General features: G+C 74.3%; 19 protein-coding genes and 1 riboswitch. Of the genes, 7 read left to right on the top strand and 12 right to left on the bottom strand.

Features of this window, described 5'->3' with window-relative positions; translation table 11 throughout:
• Positions 1-388: DUF222 domain-containing protein (locus ACI78Q_RS21790; RefSeq protein WP_456925551.1), on the top strand; the 388-nt coding region annotated here is incomplete at its 5' end.
• A 118-nt stretch (positions 389-506) separates the two neighbouring features.
• On the opposite strand, the gene ACI78Q_RS21785 is transcribed toward ACI78Q_RS21790, so the two are convergent.
• The gene (locus tag ACI78Q_RS21785; RefSeq protein ID WP_456925550.1) at positions 507-758 is read right to left on the bottom strand and encodes a DUF3253 domain-containing protein; all 252 of its coding nucleotides are present in this window, start codon (positions 756-758) and stop codon (positions 507-509) included.
• Positions 759-980: 222 nt separating this feature from the next.
• Between ACI78Q_RS21785 and ACI78Q_RS21780 the strand changes: the two genes are divergently transcribed.
• Entirely contained in the window at positions 981-2051 is a 1071-nt protein-coding gene (locus ACI78Q_RS21780; RefSeq protein WP_456925549.1) for a M42 family metallopeptidase, read from the top strand.
• Between the two features lie 87 nt (positions 2052-2138).
• Positions 2139-2657 (top strand): hypothetical protein, encoded by a 519-nt coding sequence (locus tag ACI78Q_RS21775; RefSeq protein ID WP_456925548.1) that lies wholly within the window; start codon positions 2139-2141, stop codon positions 2655-2657.
• A gap of 13 nt (positions 2658-2670) precedes the next feature.
• On the opposite strand, the gene ACI78Q_RS21770 is transcribed toward ACI78Q_RS21775, so the two are convergent.
• The 3 genes from ACI78Q_RS21770 to ACI78Q_RS21760 are packed head-to-tail and all read right to left on the bottom strand — an operon-like array spanning position 2671 to position 4967.
• A complete protein-coding gene (locus ACI78Q_RS21770) occupies positions 2671-3996 on the bottom strand; it encodes a serine hydrolase domain-containing protein (RefSeq protein WP_456925547.1) in 1326 nt (441 codons plus the stop codon).
• Positions 3997-4047: 51 nt separating this feature from the next.
• Complete coding sequence (locus tag ACI78Q_RS21765) at positions 4048-4374, bottom strand: DUF3817 domain-containing protein (protein WP_456925546.1); 327 nt, start codon at positions 4372-4374, stop codon at positions 4048-4050.
• Positions 4371-4967 carry a hypothetical protein gene (locus ACI78Q_RS21760; protein WP_456925545.1) on the bottom strand — a complete coding sequence of 199 codons (597 nt, stop codon included), beginning with the start codon at positions 4965-4967 and terminating at the stop codon, positions 4371-4373. Before ACI78Q_RS21760 ends, ACI78Q_RS21765 begins: the two co-directional genes overlap by 4 nt.
• 27 nt (positions 4968-4994) lie before the next feature.
• Here ACI78Q_RS21760 and ACI78Q_RS21755 point away from each other — a divergent pair, with 27 nt between their 5' ends.
• A complete protein-coding gene (locus ACI78Q_RS21755) occupies positions 4995-5540 on the top strand; it encodes a hypothetical protein (protein WP_456925544.1) in 546 nt (181 codons plus the stop codon).
• Here ACI78Q_RS21755 and ACI78Q_RS21750 read toward each other — a convergent pair.
• Positions 5518-5895, bottom strand: coding sequence for a DUF2568 domain-containing protein (locus ACI78Q_RS21750; RefSeq protein WP_456925543.1), 378 nt, complete (start codon positions 5893-5895; stop codon positions 5518-5520). The two genes, ACI78Q_RS21755 and ACI78Q_RS21750, sit on opposite strands and share 23 nt — an antisense overlap.
• Positions 5896-6071: 176 nt before the next feature.
• On the bottom strand, positions 6072-7127 hold the full coding sequence (locus ACI78Q_RS21745; protein WP_456925542.1) for a C40 family peptidase: 1056 nt from the start codon (positions 7125-7127) through the stop codon (positions 6072-6074).
• Between the two features lie 15 nt (positions 7128-7142).
• A riboswitch (cyclic di-AMP (ydaO/yuaA leader) is annotated at positions 7143-7289 on the bottom strand.
• A gap of 199 nt (positions 7290-7488) precedes the next feature.
• Here ACI78Q_RS21745 and ACI78Q_RS21740 point away from each other — a divergent pair.
• Together ACI78Q_RS21740 and ACI78Q_RS21735 are read left to right on the top strand one after the other, a co-directional pair.
• Entirely contained in the window at positions 7489-7668 is a 180-nt protein-coding gene (locus tag ACI78Q_RS21740) for a hypothetical protein (RefSeq protein ID WP_456925541.1), read from the top strand.
• A gap of 28 nt (positions 7669-7696) precedes the next feature.
• Entirely contained in the window at positions 7697-9253 is a 1557-nt protein-coding gene (locus ACI78Q_RS21735; protein WP_456925540.1) for a phytoene desaturase family protein, read from the top strand.
• Between the two features lie 49 nt (positions 9254-9302).
• Here the strand turns inward: ACI78Q_RS21735 and ACI78Q_RS21730 are convergent, their stop codons facing one another.
• On the bottom strand, positions 9303-10115 hold the full coding sequence (locus ACI78Q_RS21730; RefSeq protein WP_456925539.1) for a mycofactocin-coupled SDR family oxidoreductase: 813 nt from the start codon (positions 10113-10115) through the stop codon (positions 9303-9305).
• A gap of 381 nt (positions 10116-10496) precedes the next feature.
• Between ACI78Q_RS21730 and ACI78Q_RS21725 the strand changes: the two genes are divergently transcribed.
• Complete coding sequence (locus ACI78Q_RS21725) at positions 10497-11792, top strand: ROK family protein (RefSeq protein ID WP_456925538.1); 1296 nt, start codon at positions 10497-10499, stop codon at positions 11790-11792.
• A 62-nt stretch (positions 11793-11854) separates the two neighbouring features.
• On the opposite strand, the gene ACI78Q_RS21720 is transcribed toward ACI78Q_RS21725, so the two are convergent.
• The 5 genes from ACI78Q_RS21720 to ACI78Q_RS21700 all read right to left on the bottom strand — a co-directional run bounded on the left by ACI78Q_RS21720 (position 11855) and on the right by ACI78Q_RS21700 (position 17593).
• Positions 11855-12943: a Gfo/Idh/MocA family protein gene (locus ACI78Q_RS21720; RefSeq protein WP_456925537.1), complete on the bottom strand. Its 1089-nt coding sequence runs from the start codon at positions 12941-12943 to the stop codon at positions 11855-11857.
• Positions 12940-13926, bottom strand: coding sequence for an ABC transporter permease (locus tag ACI78Q_RS21715; RefSeq protein WP_456925536.1), 987 nt, complete (start codon positions 13924-13926; stop codon positions 12940-12942). The genes ACI78Q_RS21720 and ACI78Q_RS21715 overlap by 4 nt, the downstream gene beginning before the upstream one ends.
• Before the next feature lie 3 nt (positions 13927-13929).
• Positions 13930-15474, bottom strand: coding sequence for a sugar ABC transporter ATP-binding protein (locus ACI78Q_RS21710; protein ID WP_456925535.1), 1545 nt, complete (start codon positions 15472-15474; stop codon positions 13930-13932).
• A 9-nt stretch (positions 15475-15483) separates the two neighbouring features.
• Complete coding sequence (locus tag ACI78Q_RS21705) at positions 15484-16665, bottom strand: substrate-binding domain-containing protein (RefSeq protein ID WP_456925534.1); 1182 nt, start codon at positions 16663-16665, stop codon at positions 15484-15486.
• Positions 16666-16762: 97 nt separating this feature from the next.
• Positions 16763-17593: a sugar phosphate isomerase/epimerase family protein gene (locus ACI78Q_RS21700; protein ID WP_456925533.1), complete on the bottom strand. Its 831-nt coding sequence runs from the start codon at positions 17591-17593 to the stop codon at positions 16763-16765.
• Between the last annotated feature and the right edge of the window lie 23 nt (positions 17594-17616).

Raw genomic sequence — 17616 nt, 5'->3', positions numbered from 1 at the left:
CGCGATCTCCGCCGCCCGCGCCCGGTGGCTGGCCTGCGACGCGGCCGTCTCCCGGATCGTGATGACCCCCGACGGCACCCCACTCGACCTCGGCCGGGACAAACGCGTCGTGCCCCCACACCTGCGCAAGGCGGTGGAGGCCCGCGACCGGGGATGTGTGTTCACCGGCTGCCAGGCGCCCACCTTCTGGTGCGACGTCCACCATGTCGTGGAGTGGATCAACGGCGGCGAGACGTCACTGCAGAACTCCGCGTTGCTGTGCGAACGCCACCACACCAAGGTCCACCACGGCTTCCGCGTGCACCGCCAACCCGACGGCCACTGGCGCACCTGGCGACCCGACGGCACCGAGATCGTGATCGGCCCACCCCTGCTCACCGCCGCATGACACCGCCGACGCGGACAGCGCCAACCGGCGTGCCCCGGCACGGGTCGGGCGCCGGGAGACGAGGCGCGGCGCTGGCGGTGCGGGCTCGAGGCAGTACCCCGGGATCCGCCGCGGCGGACTACTGCGGCCGGCGCACCCGCACGGGTCCGCGGGCGGTGGCGACCTCCACGACCGCGCCGCCCTGGGTCACCTCCGCGCGGCCGGCGGCGGCCAGGCGGCCCGCGGCAGCCCGGGCGGCGGGCATGAGGTCGCGCCAGCCGGCGGCGTCGACAGCGCGGGCGGCCTCCGAGGGGCAGATGGAGGCGCCGGCCCGCCGGGCGTCGAGCAGGTCCTCGATCGTGCGTTCCAGCCGCGCGTCGACGTCCTCCACACCGGACAGCGTGCGGGGCGATCCACGCCTCCGCCACTGGCCGACGAGGGTCACACGCGGGACGCTGCCGTCGTGCGCCGCGCGACGACCTGCTGCTCGCGGCCATGGTGCTGCTCACGACCGAGTGGGTCCTGGCCGCCCGGCGGCGGCGCCCCGTACGACGACTACCCGGACGAGGGACGGGGGTAGGAGGGCGGGCCCGTCGCCGCCCCGAGGAGATCCGTGTCCCCCGCTGATCGTGCCCTGCTCCAGGACCTGCTCGCCGCCTACGGACCCGGTGGTCAGGAGGACGAGGTCAGGGAGGTCTGCCGGCGGCCTCTGGAACCGTTCGTCGACGAGCTGACGGTGGACGCGGCGGGCAACCTCGTCGCGCTGCTGCGCGGGACCGGCGGGCAGGACGCCCCGGTCGTGCGCGTCATGGCGCACATGGACGAGCTCGCGATGATCGTCAAGCGCGTGGAACCCGACGGCACCCTGCGGCTGTCCCAGCTCGGGATCATGTACCCGGGCAACTTCGGTCTCGGCCCGCTCACCGTGCTGGGGGACACCGAGCAGTTCACCGCCGTCCTGCTGCTCGGGTCGGAGCACACCACCCAGGAGACACCGAAGGTCTGGCAGACCAAGCCCGACGGCGGCGACCGGGCCATGGAGTGGACCGACGTGCACGCCTTCACCGGCCGCGACGTCGAGTCGCTCCAGGCCGCCGGGGTGCACCCGGGCACCCGCGTCTGCGTGCACTCCAGCCGCCGCAGCCTCGTGGGGTTCGGCGACTTCGTCGGCTCGTACTTCCTCGACGACCGCACCGCCCTCACCGCCCTGGTGGGCGCCGCGCGGCTGCTCCGGGAGCAGGACCGGCGCCCGCCGGCGGACGTCTACCTGGTCTGCACCGTGGGTGAGGAGATGGGCGGCATCGGCGCCGCCCACGCCAGCCGCACGCTCCCCGGCGACGTCACCCTCGCCCTGGACATCGGTCCGGCGGAGGCCGAGTACCAGGTGCCGGTCGACTCGGGGCCGGTCGTCGCCTACGCCGACGACGCCGTCGTCTACGACAAGGCCATCAGCGACCGGCTGATGGCGCTGGGACACGAGCTCGACCTCGCTCCCCGCGCGGCGGTCTGGGAGTCCTTCGACTCCGACGCCTCCCAGGCACGCAGCAGCGGCCAGACCGCCCGCGCCGCCCTGCTGTCGCTGCCGACCCTGAGCACCCACGGCTACGAGGTCCAGCACACCGAGACGGTGGGACGCTGCGCCCGCCTGCTCGCCGAGTTCCTGTGCCGGCCGGTGGCCGGCTGACCGGCCGTCGGCCGGTGGCCGGCGGCTGCCCCCTCGCCGCCCGCCGGCCTGGTGTGGCCGCCGGGGGCCCGCGGGTAGGGCGCAGCCATGGCGAAGCGCACCCCGGTGGGGACGATCGGCAAGGGCCGGCGCGGCATCAGCGTGCTCGGCTGGGCGCTGCGGGGGGCCGCCGCCGGCGCGGCGGGCAGCACCGCCCTCAACGCCGTCACCTACCTGGACATGGCGGTGCGCGGCCGCGGCAGCAGCTCCACGCCCGAGCAGACCGTGGAGACCCTGGCCGAGAAGGCGCACGTGCCCATCCCGGGGGACGACGAGACGCGGCAGAACCGGGTGCAGGGCCTGGGCCCGCTGACCGGGCTGGTCGCCGGGATCGGGGTCGGCGTCGTCGTCGGCCTGGTGCGGGCGGCGGGCTTCCGGTCGCAGCCGGTGGTCGGCACCCTGCTCACCACGGCAGGCGTCCTGGTGGCCGCCAACGGGCCGATGACCGTGCTGGGCATCACCGACCCGCGCACCTGGTCGGCCACCGACTGGGCCAGCGACCTGGTGCCGCACCTGGTCTACGGCGCGGTGGTCAAGACGACGATGGACGCCTTCGACCGGCCGTGACCCGCGGGGCGGCTCAGTGCCGCCAGCCACCCTCGTCGACGCCGCCGGGCACCGGACCCATGGGGTCGTAGGGGGTGCGGGTGAACACGAAGGTGCCGAGGTCCAGGTGGTCGGCGGCGATGGTCAGCGGCTCACCGGCGTAGTAGCCGTCCAGCCCGACCCAGCTCCCGTCCTCCCGCCGTGCGAAGCGGCTGGCCCGCCCCGCCCGCCCGGGCATCGGCCCGAGGTGCAGCAGCCCGCCGGGCAGCGCCCGCAGCACGTGGGGGGCCGGGCCCCAGAACCAGATGCCGAGGTCCTCCAGCGGCACGGGCGACGGCGCCGGCTCCCAGGGGTCGACGATCCGGGGCTCGGCCGCGCGCAGGTCGGCCAGCAGGCCGAAGACGACCGGTTCCGGGCCGCTGGTGGCGTTGGCGAGGGACACCGCACCGGTCCGCTCCTCGCGGTCGACGAACACCCCGGCGAGGAACCCGGGCATCGACCCGCCGTGCCCGACGAGCGTGCGCCCCTCGACCCGCATGACCTGCAGCCCGAGGCCGTAGGCCGACCAACCCGGCGCCGAGGAGTCCACCCCGGCCGGCACGGTCATCTCCTCCAGCGTCGCCGGGTCGAGCACGTCGCCGGTGTCGCCGAGCAGGAAGACCGCGAACCGGGCGAGGTCGGCCAACGAGGCCCACAGCTGCCCCGCGGCGGCCATCACCCCGGCGTGGTGCTCGGGCTCCGGCAGGACGACGTCGGCCCACGGGTGCACCGCGTGCCCCTCGGCGGCCGGGGCCACCGGACGCGGGGTCGTGCGCGTCATGCCCAGCGGCGCCAGCACCTCGTCGTGGACGACGTCGTCCCACGGGCGGCCGCGCAGCCGGGCCACCAGCTCACCGAGCAGCCCGAAGCCGAGGTTGGAGTAGTGGAACCGGCGTGCGGCGCCGAGGACGGCGTGCTCGTCGGCGAGCCCCAGATCCTCCAGCGACCCGCCGGGCGTGCGCTCCCACCAGCCGCCCGGGCTCTCCGCGGCGGCCCCGCCCAGGTGGGCCAGCAGCTGCCCGACGGTGCGCTCCCCCACCGGCGTCCCCGGCACGTGCAGCTCCAGCGGGTCGTCCAGCGCCAGCCGCCCCTCGTCGCGCAGCCGCAGCACCGCCACGGCGGTCACCGTCTTGCTGATCGACCCCAGCCGGTACTGGACGTCGGTGTGCGGCTCGGGGACGTCGCCGCGCCCGGCCGACCAGGCCAGCCCGTCCTCCCGGACGACGCCGGCGACCAGGCTGGGCGCGCGGCCGTCGCGCTGCACCCGCGCGACGCGGGCGAGGAGGGTGCGGGCGGTGGAGGGCAGGACCGGTTCGGGCACGACCGCGAACCTAGACGCGCCCGCTCGGGGCGCGGGCGGGCAGGGCTCGCGTCAGGCGCTCGGGACGGGCTCGGGCAGCGGCAGCCGCTCGGTGCGGGTCGCCCAGCGGTCGAACCACAGGGTGGCCAGCGGCGGCACCGATGCGGCGAGGGCGAACAGCGTGGTCAGCGCGTTCCAGCGCAGCACGCGGGCCGCGAGGAGCGAGACCAGCACGTAGGCGACGAAGATGCCGCCGTGGATCGGCCCGAAGATCTGCACGCCGCGCTCGGAGGACGCGAGCACCCACTTCACGAACATGCCGAACAGCAGGCCCACCCAGGAGCAGGCCTCGGCGAGGGCGACGGCACGGAAGGCGAGGGCGACGGCGCGGGGGTTCATCGCCCCCCATCCTCCCCGATGCGCGGCCCGAGGTACGCCGCGCCCCGCGGGGAGAGCTCGTAGCCGACCGCGAGGCTGCGGGTCAGGCCCAGCTCCTTCAGCCGGCGGACGTCGCGCTTGAACGGCAGCGTCTCCCGGCCCAGGACGGCGGCGAGGTCGGGCGCCCGCACCCCGGGGCGTTCCGCGATCAGGCGCAGCACGGTGCGCGTCCACGGTCCGGCGGCGCGGGCGGCGTCCCACCGGTCGAGGCACGCGTCGAGCTCGGCCCGCTCCGCCGCGGAGAGGGCCGCCTGCTCACGCAGCGCCACCCGCGGGTCGGCGCCCGCCCCGCGCACGTGCATCCGGTAGACGTGCGTGCCGGGGCGGCGGTCCAGCAGCCGGAGCAGCCGGTCGCGGGAGGGGACGCCGGCGGCCACGGCGTCCGCCTCGGTGATGTCGGCGGGGTCCACCTCGGTGACGTCGACGACCTCGACCACCCCCGCCGCCGTGCGCTGGGTGCTGCCGGGGCGCATGCGCGGCCGGTCCCAGCGGCGGAACGCCAGCGTGACCACCCCCTCCATGATCGCGGCGGCGGTGGCCGGTGGGATCAGCACGGCCGGATGCTGGCAGGGTCGACGCCCGTGCGGGGACTGGCGCGGCGGGAGTTCTGCCTCGTGCTGCTGCGGCGGATGGCCGACCTGCGCCCCGACCTGGTCGCGGAGGCGCTGCCCCGGCTGGGGGCCACCCGCGCCGAGGCGCACGCCGCGCACACCCGCTGGCAGGCGCTGCAGCACTCGCCGCGGGCCCCGCGGGGGCTGGCGCTGCGCAGCGCCGTCCTCGGGCCGCCGGACGAGCTCGAGGACCGCCGGTTCGGCGACCTCGACGTCCAGGTCCGCCGGTGGCCGGTGCCGCTGTGGCCCCACCTCTACTGGGAGGTGCTGTCCGGTCCCGGCGGGTCGGTGCTCAACGAGCACCTGGTCCGGGCGCCAGGCTCACCCGTCCCACCCGCGTCCGCGGCGCGGCTGCTGGTGTGGGAGCACGTGCTCGACGACGTCGTCGGCCTGCCCGGGGCACGCAGCGTCGACCCCGGCGTGGTCACCCGCTGGGAGGTCGCGCTGCCCGGCGGGGCCCGGGCGCGGTTCGTGTGGGGGCTGCTGCAGGAGGTCAGCGGAGGGCCGGGGCGCTGACGGCGTCCGCCGACGCCGGGGAGGTGAGGGGCCCGGAGAGCACGGTGCCGAGCACGGCCGCCGCGGCGAGGACGACGGCCAGCCGCGGCGAGCCGCTGACCAGCAGCGCGGCCACCGCGCCCCCGAAGACGACGACCTTCACGAGGACGGCGAGCGCGGCCACCTGCACCACGGCCTGCGGCGCAGCGAACACGCCCCACAGGACGGCCACCCCCAGGGGTAGGCCGAGACCGAGGAGCCAGCGGCCGGTCGTCGTCGCGCCGGTGGTGGCGCCCCAGTACCCGAGCGCACCGAGCGCGCCGAGCTCCGCGGCGAACGCGACGCCCGCCCAGGCCCACTGCCATGCCTGCGCCATACCGACCTCCTGTTGTGAACAGTGCTCTCCTTCGAGATCAGTGTTCACGAGCGCGTCGGCGCGGTCAAGGTCCGGAGACGCGCGGAGCCCCGGTCGCGTCGTGCGACCGGGGCTCCGGGATGACCCCGTCCAGGGCACCGCCCCTAGCAGGCGAGGGGGGAGGACGGGGCCCTTTCTCAGCCGGCGATGCGGTTGAACCGCGGCGTGGCGCCCATGGCGTCGACGCTGGCGACCTTGACGACGTCGCCGGAGGTCGGCGCGTGCACCATCTGGCCGTTGCCGAGGTAGATGCCGATGTGGCTGACCGGGCTGTAGAAGGCGACCAGGTCACCGGGGCGCGCCTCGGCCCGGGACACCTGGGTGCCCATGGACGCCTGCATGCGGCTGGAGTGCGGCAGGCTGATGCCGGCGGCCTTGAAGGCGTACTGCACGAGCCCGGAGCAGTCGTAGGAGCCCGGCCCGGCCGCCGCCCAGACGTAGGGCTTGCCACGCTGGGCCATGGCCGTGTCGATCGCGGTCTGGACAGCCCCGCTGCCGGCCACCACCGGCGCGGAGGCCGCGGGCGCCGGCGTGGAGCGCTCGGCGCGGCTGGCGCGCTCGGCCCCGCCACCGTGGGCGGTCGCGGCCGCCTCGAGGGCGGCCCGCCGCTCGTCGGCGGACAGCCGGGCGTAGTCGGCCTGGTAGGCGTTGATCTGCTCCTGCAGGTCGGCCTGCTGCGCGGCGACGGCGTCGTACTGCGCCTGGGCCTCGGTGGCGGCGCGGTCGGCCACCGCCTGGGCCTCCGCGGCGACCTCGCCGGCCGCGACGGCCTGGTCCAGCAGCACGTTCTGGTGGCCGGCGACGGTCTCCAGCAGCGTGACCCGGTTGACGAACTCCTCGGCCGAGCCGCTGGTCATGAGCGCCTGCAGCGAGCCCATGCTGTCGCCGGTGAAGGCACTGCGGGCGATGCCGCGGACCTGCTGCTGGGCCGCGGTCACCGCGCCCTGCGCGTCGGTCACCGCCGCGGCGGCCTGCTGGGCGGCGGCCTGCTGGGCGGCGAGGGCCTCGCGGGCCTCGTTGAACTCCTCGGTGACGACCTCCAGCTCGTGGCCGCGGGCCGCGACCAGGGCGGCGGCCTCCTGCGCGGTGGCCGGCTCCTCCGCTCCGGCGGACGACGGCACGAGGGTGATGCCGAGGGCGCCGGTGACGGCCAGGACGAGGGCAGCGCGGCGGGCGGTGCGAGGGGACGCCATGGGGCGGCGGCACTCCGTTTCTTCCACGGCCGCCTACCGGGTTAGCTGACGGGTTCGGGCGGGAAGGCGCCCGGCGCGCCGGCCACGGCCGTGCGCGCTTCACCCCAGTGCTGCGGTGGGTCCCCGGCCCCGCGCCCCCGGGGAGGAGGGCGCGTGCTCGGCGGCGTCCTCGGGGTGTCACCCAGGTTGGTGACGGAGCGCCCCGCCGGACACACACACCGTAAGGGCCGTGACGCTGCCGTGACAATTACCTGGATGTGATTTCGTGGACTCTCGACTCCATCCGCCACACACGCGGGACCGGTGGGTCCGGTGGTGCCGGTGGGGTTTGGCGACCGCTCCCCGCGAGCACGTCCAGCGCATGGACCTCAGACGCCCCCTGGCCGCCCTCCTCCTCGCCGGGGTGCTCGCCGGGTGCAGCAGCACCGAGACCGGCGGGAACACCGACGTGAACCGCAACGAGCAGGACTGCGGCACCGCCGAGCAGGCTCCCGGGCAGGGCTGCGAGGAGAGCGAGGACGCGCCCGCCGAGGGCAGCTGACGGTGCCGGCACCGGCTACGGTCCGCCGGTGAGCGGAGCGGGCGCATACGACGCCGTCGTCGTCGGTGGTGGGCACAACGGGCTGGTGGCCGCGGCCTACCTGGCCAGGGCCGGCTGGTCGGTGCTGGTGCTCGAGCGCCGCGAACGGGTGGGCGGCGCCGCGGTCAGCGAGCAGGTGTTCCCCGGCGTCGACGTCCGGTTGTCGGCCTACTCGTACCTGGTGAGCCTCCTGCCCGACCGGATCGTCGCCGACCTCGACCTGGAGGTGACCCTCGCCGACCGCGCCGTGGCCTCCTACACCGCCGTCCCCGGGGGCGCGGGCCTGCTCGTGGAGCGGGACGAGGGGCCGGCCACGGCCGCCTCGTTCCGCGCGCTGACCGGCTCAGACGCCGAACTGGCCGGCTGGCAGCGCTTCTACGGCCGCCTGGCCACGCTGGCCGAGGACCTCGCCCCCACCCTCATCGAGCCGCTGCTCTCCCCTCAGGAGCTGGCCGGCCGGCTGCGCGACCCGCAGCTGTGGCAGGACCTCCAGCAGCGCCCCCTGGCCGACGTCGTGGGCGACCACCTGACCTCGGACGTGGTGCAGGGCGTGGCACTGACCGACGGGCTCATCGGCACCTTCGCCGACGTGCACGACCCCGGCTCGGCCGCCGGCCGCTGCTTCCTCTACCACGTGGTCGGCAACGGCACGGGGCGCTGGCGGGTGCCGGTGGGCGGCATGGGCGCGGTCACCGGCGCCATGGCCGCCGCGGCCCGCGGGGCCGGCGCCGAGCTGGTCACCCGCGCCACGGTGACCGCGCTGGAGCCGCGCGCCGACGGCGTCACGGTGCACTGGACCGACGACAACGGCACCGAGCGCGCGGTGGACGCCGGGCACGTGGTCTGCGGCGCGGCGCCCGCGGTGCTCGACCGGCTGACCGGCGCACCGCCCCGGCCCACCACCGACGGCGCCCAGCTCAAGGTCAACATGGTGCTGGCGCGGCTGCCCCGGCTGCGCTCGGGCGTCGACCCCGCCATCGCCTTCGCCGGCACCTTCCACGTCGACGAGGCCGCGGGCCAGCTCGACGCGGCCCACGCGCAGGCCGCCGCCGGCCGGCTGCCCGACGTCATCCCGTTCGAGGTGTACTGCCACTCGCTGTCCGACCCCTCGATCCTGGGGCCGGCCGAGCAGGCGGCGGGGTACCAGACGCTCACCCTGTTCGGCCTGCACACACCGGCGGCGCTGTTCCGCGACGACCCGGTGGGCACCCGCCGGGAGGCGGTGCGGCGGGTCGTCGCCCAGCTCGACGCGCACCTGGCCGAGCCGCTGCTGGACTGCCTGGCCCGTGACGGCGACGGCGAGCTCTGCCTGCAGGCGGCGTCCCCGCTGGACGTCGAGGAGTCCCTCGCGATGCCCGGCGGCCACATCTTCCACGGCGACCTCGCCTGGCCGGTGGCCGCGACCCCGGACGAGGTGGGCACCTGGGGCGTCGCCACGGCCCACCCGCGGGTGGTCGCCGCCTCCTCGGGGGGCACGGTCCGCGGCGGGGCGGTCAGCGGCCTGGGCGGCCACGCGGCGGCCCGCGCCCTGCTGGACCGCCGCTGACCCGGCCCGCCTTCCGCACGGGCGGAACGGCGGGCCGGGCTCGCGTCGGCTACTTGAGCATGAAGCCGGCGTCCACCTGCACAGTCGAGCCGGTGATCCACTTGGCCTCGTCCGAGCAGAGGAAGGCCACGACCGCCGAGACGTCCGCCATCGGCATCGCGTCGACCGGCATGAGGTTGAACCGCATCGCGTTACCGAGCTCCTCGTGCTCCTCCAGCCACTTCGGGAAGTAGTCGTTGTTCGACATGGGGGAGTCCACTCCGGTCGGGTGGAGGGTGTTGACGCGGATCATCTCCGGCGCGAGCTCCCGGGCCAGTGTGCGCATGAGGCCGACGATGCCGTGCTTGGCGGCCGTGTAGTGCGTGCAACCGGCGACACCGCGGAGCCCGGCAATGGACGACGTGATGATGATCGATCCACCGTTGCCCCCGGCGCGCATGTGCGGGACGACGGCTCGACAGGCCTTGAACACACCCGTCAGGTTGATGTCGATCATGTCGTCCCACTGCTCGTCGGTGAGCTCCCAGGTGCTGTCCGACAGGCTGAGGATGCCGGCGTTGGCGAGCAGGAAGTCGATCCGACCGAACTCGCTCATCGCCGTGTCGGCGAGGCGCTGCATGTCCGCGGTGCTGCGGACGTCGGCCTCCAGGGCGACGCAGCGACGGTCCAGCTTCTCGACCTCCGCGACGGTCTCCTCCATGTCGCCGGGGCGCCCGGTCTCGAACGGCACCGAGCCCACCTGCTGGGTGATGTCACAGATGACGACGTCGGCACCCTCGCTCGCCAGCCGCACTGCGTGGGAGCGGCCCTGGCCGCGCCCGCCCCCGGTGATGACGGCGACCTTGCCATCCAGCTTGCCCACGTGGGGCTCCTCTCCTGTCGTCGCTGCGAAGCAGCGCTCCTGCTCGACGGGGCGGCCGGGCGGCTCACCCCCGGGGTCCATGGCGGACCGTGCTGCCGGGTCTCATGCCTCCGGCAGCGGGCTGTGGGACCGAGGATCGGTCGGGTTCCGGACGGGGATGGCCGATCGCACCGCCGCCGGCTCGCTGCCCGCATCTGACGGGGAGCGGGGCTCCGCGGGGGCTCCGGCATGGGCGACGGACACGGCCGCCTGGGCCACAATCCAGGGGCGGAACCTCCACTGGCCCAGCAGCTTTCCCCCTCGGCTTTTGTCCGGGATACCGGTATGTTGTGCTTCGCTCATGCAGAAGTCAAGTGCTGAACTGTCGAAGGAGGGGTGGAGGTGAGCACGGCATCCGGGGTCGCCACCCGCGCCCCCGTGAGCACCGACCAGCTCGACGGGCTGGTCACGGTGCTCGACCTGGTGCGCTGCGGACGGGCTCGTTCGCGACCGGAGCTGGCCCGGGTCTCGGGGCTGGGCCGGGGAGCGGTCACCCAGCGCGTCACGCAACTGCTCGACAGTGGCCTGTTGGAGGAGAGCGAGCTGGGACGCTCGACCGGCGGCCGCCCACCCCGCGAACTCGCCGTCCGGGCCACCGCCGGGCTGGTCCTCGTCGCCCCGCTGGGCGCCACGCACGTCGCCGCCGGCGTCACCGACCTCACCGGCCGGGTACTGGCGTCCGTCCAGGAGCCGGGGTCCATCGCCGCCGGGCCGGACGCGACCCTGAACCGGGTCGCCGAGCTCTTCGCCGACCTGCTCGCCGACGAGTCCGTCCCCGACGCACCCGTGTACGGCATCGGCGTCGGGCTGCCAGGACCGGTCGAGTTCGCGACCGGTACCCCCATCAGCCCTCCGATCATGCCGGGGTGGGACGGCTACGAGGTCCGGGCCCGGCTGGCCGAGCGGTTCGACGTGCCCGTGTGGGTCGACAACGACGTGAACCTCATGGCGCTGGGCGAGTTGCGGATGGGCGCGGCCCAGGACCACCGCAACGTGGTGTACGTCAAGATCGGCACCGGCATCGGCGCCGGCCTCATCTCCGACGGTCACCTGCACCGCGGCGCCAACGGGGCCGCCGGCGACATCGGGCACGCCAGCGTCGACGTGGCCAGCGGAGTCGTGTGCCGCTGCGGCAACGTCGGCTGCCTGGAGGCACTCGCCGGCGGCGCAGCCCTCAGCCGGGACGCGACGACGGCGGCCGAGGAAGGACGGAGTCCCCGCCTCCTGCAGGTGCTCACCGCGACAGGCCAGATCACCGCGGCCGACGTCGCCACGGCCGCTCAGCACGGGGACGCGCTCGCCGTCGAGCTGCTCGGCCGCTCCGGACAGCTGGTGGGCGACACGGTGGCGACCCTGGTGAACTTCTTCAACCCGTCCCTGGTGCTGCTGGGGGGCGGGGTGGCGCTGGCCGGGGACGCGATCCTCGCCGGCGTCCGCCAGGCCGTCTACCAGCGCTCGCTGCCGCTGGCCACGCGAGACCTGCGGATCAGCCGCTCGACCCTGACACCGGACCCGGCCCTGCCCGGTGCGGCGCACATGGTCCTCGACGAGCTGTTCAGCCGCCAGCGGCTCGGCCGCTGGCTGCCGGCCGGCTCCCCGGCGGGCTTCCCGGAGCTCGCCGACGAGCCCGCCGCGTGAGACCGCGCCTCCCGGGGACCGGTGGTCGCGACGACGACCGGTCCCCGGGGACGCACCGACGCTCAGGCCCCGACCTCGACCCAGGTGCCCGCCGCCGCCGACTCCACCACCGCCGCGGTCAGGCGGGCCGCCCGGAGCCCGTCGTCGAAGGAGGGCAGTCCTGCGACCTCCCCTCCTGCCACCGCCGCCGCCAGGTCGGCGTAGAAGGCGTTGAAGCAGTCCTGGTAACCCTGGGGATGCCCCCCTGGCAGGACGGCGTACCGAGCCGCGCCTGATGACAGGAGCGCCGGGTCGCGCTGCAGGACTCGGTCCTCGTCGACGCCGCCGATGACCAGCGTCTCGGGGCGCTCCTGGTCGAAGGTGTACGACGCCTCGGTGCCGTCGAAGGTGAAGGTCAACCCGTTCTTGCGCCCGGGCGAGGCCTGGCTGACCAGCATCGACCCGGTCGCCCCGTGGTCGGTGCGGAACACCACGCAGGCGCCGTCCTCGGTGGTCACCGGCTCGCCGGCCTCCCCGCGGGACTCGTGCGCCCGGGCGGTGGTCGCGGTCAGCGCGACGATCCGGTGCCCGGTGACGAACTCCATCAGGTCGCACCAGTGCACGCCGATGTCGGCGAAGGCTCGGGACACCCCGCCCAAGGCCGGGTCGACCCGCCAGTTGGTCGCCTCCGGCGCAGCCAGCCAGTCCTGCAGGTACGAGCCGTGCAGCAGCCACAGCCGCCCGGCGTCGCCCCGCGCGATCCGTTCCCGCGCCTCGCGCACCGTCGGGTAGTAGCGGTAGACGAAGGGCACCGCGTGCACCCGCGCGGCGCCGGCGGCCAGCTCGGCCAGCCGCTCGGCGTCGTCCGTCGTCACCGCCAGGGGCTTCTCGCAGACCACGTGCCGGCCGGCAGCGAGCGCCTGCTCCGCCATGGGCAGGTGCAGGTGGTTGGGGGTGCAGACGCTGACGACGTCCACATCCGCCGACCCGATCAGCTCGTCGACGGAGGCCGCGGCGCGCTCGGCGTGCAGCAGCGGCGCAGCCTCTTCCGCCCGCGCGGCCGAGCTGCCGGCCACGGCGGACACCACCCCGCCCATGGCCCGGACGGCGTGGGCGTGAACCCGCGCCATGAAGCCCGTGCCGACGATCCCGAAGCGGAGAGGAGCGCTCACTTCCGCCGCGCCAGGGCGACGGCGAGGATGATGATCGCCCCGCGGACGACCTGCTGCTGGCTGCTCTCCAACCCGGCGAGGATCAGGCCGTTGTTGATCAGGCTGATCATGAGCGAGCCGAACAGCGTGCCGACCACCGAACCCGCTCCACCGAACAGGCTGGTGCCACCGAGGATCACCGCGGCGATCGCCGACAGCTCGTCCCCGGCCCCCCACTGGAACCGCCCGGACTCCAGACGGCCCGCGTAGAGCATGCCGGCGATGGCAGCGACGACGGACGCCAGCAGCATGACCTGGAACTTGATCCGGCGGGTCCGGACGCCGCTGAACTCGGCAGCGGTGCGGTTGCCGCCGGTGGCGAGCACCTGCCGCCCGAACCGGGTCTTGGCCAGGACGACCGCGCCGATGGTCACGAAGAGCGCCATCCACACCAGCAGGCCCGGGATCGGCCCGAAGTTCCCGCCACCGAAGACCAGGTTGTAGGTCTGGTCGAGGATCGGCTGCGGCGCGGAGTCGGTGATCCACTGGGCGACTCCGGCCGCGATGCCGAGCATGCCGAGGGTCACGAGGAACGACGGGATGTTGAGGAAAGCCACCAGACCGCCGTTGATGGCGCCGATGACGACCCCGACGGCGAGTCCGGCCAGGATCCCGGGGACCAGCCCCCACGTCGCGATGCCCATCGCGGTGGCCACGCTGGCCAGACCCGCGACGGAGCCGACGCTCAGGTCGATCTCCGCACAGGCGATCACGAACGTCATGCCGACGGCGATGATCGAGATGGTCGCGGCCTGCCGGAAGATGTTGAGCAGGTTGTTCGTCGACAGGAAGCCCTGGTCGCCCAGCGTGACGGCGAAGGCGATGAAGACGACGACGAACCCGATGTAGATGATGTAGCGGCGCCAGTCGAGCCTCGCCAGGAGGGAGCGCGAGCCCGAGGCTGCCGCCGGCGTCTGGGTCGCCGAACCGGTGGTCGTGGACATGGCTCAGGCTCCTTGGACTGCGAGTTGGAGGTTGTTCTCGTCCGGGATGTCGGCTCTGTCCAGGACGCGGTGGACGGCGCCCTCTCGGAGCACGACGACCCGGTCGCTGACGGCCAGCAGCTCGGGGTACTCCGAGGAGATGACGAGGACGGCCATCCCCTGGTCGGCGAGGTCCCGGATGGTCTGCAGGATCTCGTTCTTGGTGCCGATGTCGACGCCGGCGGTGGGCTCGTCCATCACCAGGACGGCGGGTTCGGTGCCCAGCCACTTGGCGATGACGACCTTCTGCTGGTTGCCGCCCGAGAGCAGCCGCACCGGACGGTCCGGGTTCGCGACCTTCACCGCGAACCGCTCGATGAGCCCGCGGGCCAGCGACCGGCCCTTGCGGTCGTCGACCAGCGGGCCGCGGCGCATCCGGTCCAGCAGCGGCAGCGTGAGGTTTTCCCGCACCGAGTGCTCGAGCACGAGCCCCTGCGCCCGCCGGTCCTCGGGGATGAGCGCGATGCCCGCGGCGATCGCGTCCGGCGGCCCGGAGAGGCGCAGCTGCCGGCCCTGCAGCACGATCTCCCCGCTCTGCAGCGTGTCGATCCCGAACAGCACGCGGGCCAGTTCGGTGCGCCCGCTGCCCATCAGCCCGGCCAGGCCGACGATCTCGCCGCGCCCGACGGTGAAGGACACGTCACGGACACGCGGTCCGGCGCTCACGCCGCGCAGCTCCAGGAGCGGCTCCCGGGTGGCGCCGCCGGCGACCGGCCGCTCCTGGTAGGCGAGCTGCCCCTCGATCTCCTGGCCGACGATCCCCTCGACGATCTCTTCCGGGGTGACGTCGGAGAGGGCCTGCGTGAACAGCCGCCGGCCGTCGCGCAGGATGGTGATCCGGTCGGCGATCCGGTACACCTCGTCCATCCGGTGCGAGATGTAGATGACCGAGATCCCGCGCTCGGTGAGCCGGCCGACCAGCTCGAACAGGACGTCGGCCTCGTGCTTGGCGAGGCTGGCCGTCGGCTCGTCCATGATCAGGACGCGGGCGTCCTGGGACAGCGCCTTGGCGATCTCGGTCAACTGCCAGTAGGCCGTCCCGAGGTCCCCCACGACGGCCCGCGGGTCGACGTCCACCTCCATCTCCGCGAAGACCTCACGGGCGCGGCGCACGGCCTCCCGGTCCCGGATGAGGCCGCCGCGGCCGAGCGGCTCCACCCCGAGCGAGATGTTCTGCGCGACCGTCAGCGTCGGGACGAGGCTGAACTCCTGGAAGACCATCCCGATGCCGGCGGTCCGGGCGTCGTGGATGGACGACAGGCGCACGGGCCGGCCGTCGATCTCGATCTCGCCGGCGTCGAGGCTGTAGACCCCCTGGAGGATCTTCATGAGCGTCGACTTCCCCGCGCCGTTGCCCCCGGCGAGGGCGTGCACCTCACCGCGGAGGACCTCGAAGTCGACGTCGGCCAGCACCCGCACGCCGTCGAAGGACTTGGAGATCCCGCGCATCCGCACCGCGGCGGCCCGGCCCTCCGGCCGTGCCGCCGCGGTCTCCCCCACGTGGGTCATGACGAGAGCTCAGTCCTTGAAGGATTCGGTCAGGTCTGCCGGCGGCTCCTGGTGGTAGACCTGCTCCCACGCCTCGAGCACGTTGTCGTGGTCGACCGGGAGCGCCGGGAGGGCGACGTACGCCGGGGTCGGCTGACCCAGCAGGGACAGCGCGGCCAGCCGCGCCTCGGTGACGCCCTGGTCGTACGGGCGCTGCGCACCCAGGCCCACGACCAGTTGGTCACGGGCGAGGGCGATGCCGACGTTGAGCCCGAGGTCCTCGGTGGCCACCTTGAGGTCGGTGCGCCCGGCGGCACGCGCCGCGGCGAGGACACCCTCGGCCGGGACGTCCCAGACGGCCCAGATGCCGTCCAGGTCGGCGTTCTGGCTCAGCATGGCGTTGGAGACGGCCTGGGCGTCACCGGCGAAGTCGGGACCGGCGATCCCCTGCTCCGCGACGATCTCGATGTCGGGGTACTCCTTCTCGATCGTCTGCTTGAAGCCGTCGTAACGCTGCTGGGTCACGAAGAAGTCGGCCTCGTGGTAGATCAGCCCGATCTTCCCGGAGCCGCCGAGCGAGCGCGCCATGAGGTGGGCGGAGATCACGCCGTTGCCGAAGTTGTCCGCCGACACCGCGGACACGTAGTCCTGCCCGGCGACGAAGCCCTCCGGCACGTTGTCCATGAAGACGAGCTTCGCGCCGGCCTGCGTCGCCGCCCGGTACGCGCCGGCGGTGGCCACCGGGTCGGTGGGCAGCGAGACGAGGACGTCGGGCTGCTGGGCCATGACGGTCTCGATGTCGGAGACCTGCTGGGCCGGGTCGAAGTCCGCGTCGGTGCTGGCGATGACCTCGATGCCCAGCCGCTCGAACTCCGAGCGCAGGCCGTCGATCTGGGCCACTGACCAGTCGTCACCGCTGTAGTGCATGACGATCGCCGCGGTGGCGCCGAGCGCCTGGACCTGGGCCACCTGCTCGTCGGTGAGCTGGACGTTCTCGGCGGGCTCGGGCTGTTCGCCGTTGGGCCCGGTGCTCAGGACCTGCCCGGTGACCTCCTCCAGGGCCGCGTTGGCGCGGTCCACTGCCTCCTGGTCGACGTCCCCCGCGGGGGACGAGGCTCCCTCGGACGCCGACGAGCAGGCGGTCAGGACGACGGCCGCGAGGGTGGTGAACAGAACGGCGCCCGGGCGCCGGATGGGACGACGTCGTCTCATGTCTCTCTCCAGGGGGACGAGCGGGGAGTGGTGCGGAGGGCGGTGCGGGTGCCGGCCGTGCGGGATGGGCACGGCGCTTCGGCGACGGTCGGACCGGTCAGGCGCGGAGGTCGTCGAGGAGCGCGTTCAGGTAGGCGAGGCTGGACTCGGCCGCCTCGCGGGGGTGGCCGTCGTAGGCGTCCAGCTCGACCACGAGCCAGCTGTCGTAGTCGGCCTCGCGCACGGCACGGACGATGTCGGGGAAGTCGAGGTCGCCGTGGCCCAGCGGCAGGAACTGCAACGTCGCCCGGTCGAGGTCCTTGAGGTGCACGTGCCGCAGGCGGTCGGCGTACTGCCGGATCTGCGCGGCGGGGTCCCCACCCCCCGCGGCGAGGTGCGCGGTGTCGGGGCAGAAGCCGATCCGGGTCTGCTCCATCAGCCGGTCCAGCTCGGCCGGGCTCTCGACGATGGTGCCCAGGTGCGGGTGGTAGCTCGCCTCCAGGCCGTGCTCGGCAGCGAGGTCGACCACCGAGTCCAGCCCCTTCGCGAGGCGGCGGTAGTCCTCATCCGTCGTGCCCGCGGCGCGCCGGGCTCCGCCACCGACGACGAGGCGGGAGGCGCCGAACGTGCGGGCCAGCTCGCAGGCCGAGCGGATGCGGTGCATCTCGTCGGGCAGGACGTCGGCGTAGACGAAGTTGGCGCCGGTGTAGACGCTGACCAGCTCCACCCCGGTGGACCCGAGCAGCTCGGTCAGGACCTCCGGGCGGTCCGCGTAGGGGAGCAGGTTCCCGTCGAAGACCTCGACGCCCTCGTAGCCGACCGACGAGATGTCATGGACGGCGGTCTCAATGGAGCCGTTGGACAGGTAGTAGAGGTCCTTGATGCTCGTGACGCCTTGCGGGGCGCCGATGACCCCGCCCCAGGTGATGCTGTGGTACCCGAGTCGCATCGTTGCGCCTCCCCTTCGGAACG

The organism is Geodermatophilus sp. SYSU D00705 (assembly GCF_054050135.1).
Note: the sequence above shows the minus strand (reverse complement) of the source record. Positions and strands in the feature narration are given on the sequence as shown.